Origin of the sequence: Gemmata algarum, assembly GCF_034097035.1 — a bacterium.
Lineage (GTDB): Bacteria > Planctomycetota > Planctomycetia > Gemmatales > Gemmataceae > Gemmata > Gemmata algarum.
In genome coordinates this window covers 1-348 of the sequence record NZ_JAXBLV010000152.1, presented here as the reverse complement: position 1 = coordinate 348, position 348 = coordinate 1, and the positions used below count along the sequence as shown (strand labels likewise).

Annotated in this window: 1 pseudogene; it reads right to left on the bottom strand. The window is 71.3% G+C overall.

Annotated elements, in window-relative coordinates:
* Nucleotides 1-348, bottom strand: a pseudogene (locus R5W23_RS12260) (transposase); the annotation flags it as partial.

The following is a 348-nucleotide window of genomic DNA, read 5'->3' as shown; positions in this document are numbered from 1 at the left end:
GGCCCGTAGGTGCCGGGCCAGCTCGACGCCCGACATGGTCCCGGACACGGCCCACGGGGCCGGTAGAACGGCGATCATCATGCCCGGGTACACGGTGGCCAGCTCGAGGGCCACGTAGTAACCGGACACCTCGTTCTGCACCACGTCCACCCCGTGTGCCGCTCGCATCGCGGCCTTGAGCACCGCCAGCACGTTGTACGCGGCCACCGCCACCGCGAACCCGAACACCGCCGCCCTCGGGTACCCGAGTGCGTTCACCTCGCACCGCCGCGCGACCGTCGATTCGTGGAACGCGCCTTCCACCGCCCATCGGCCCCGGTATACGGCCGCGACGGTTGCCGCATCCGC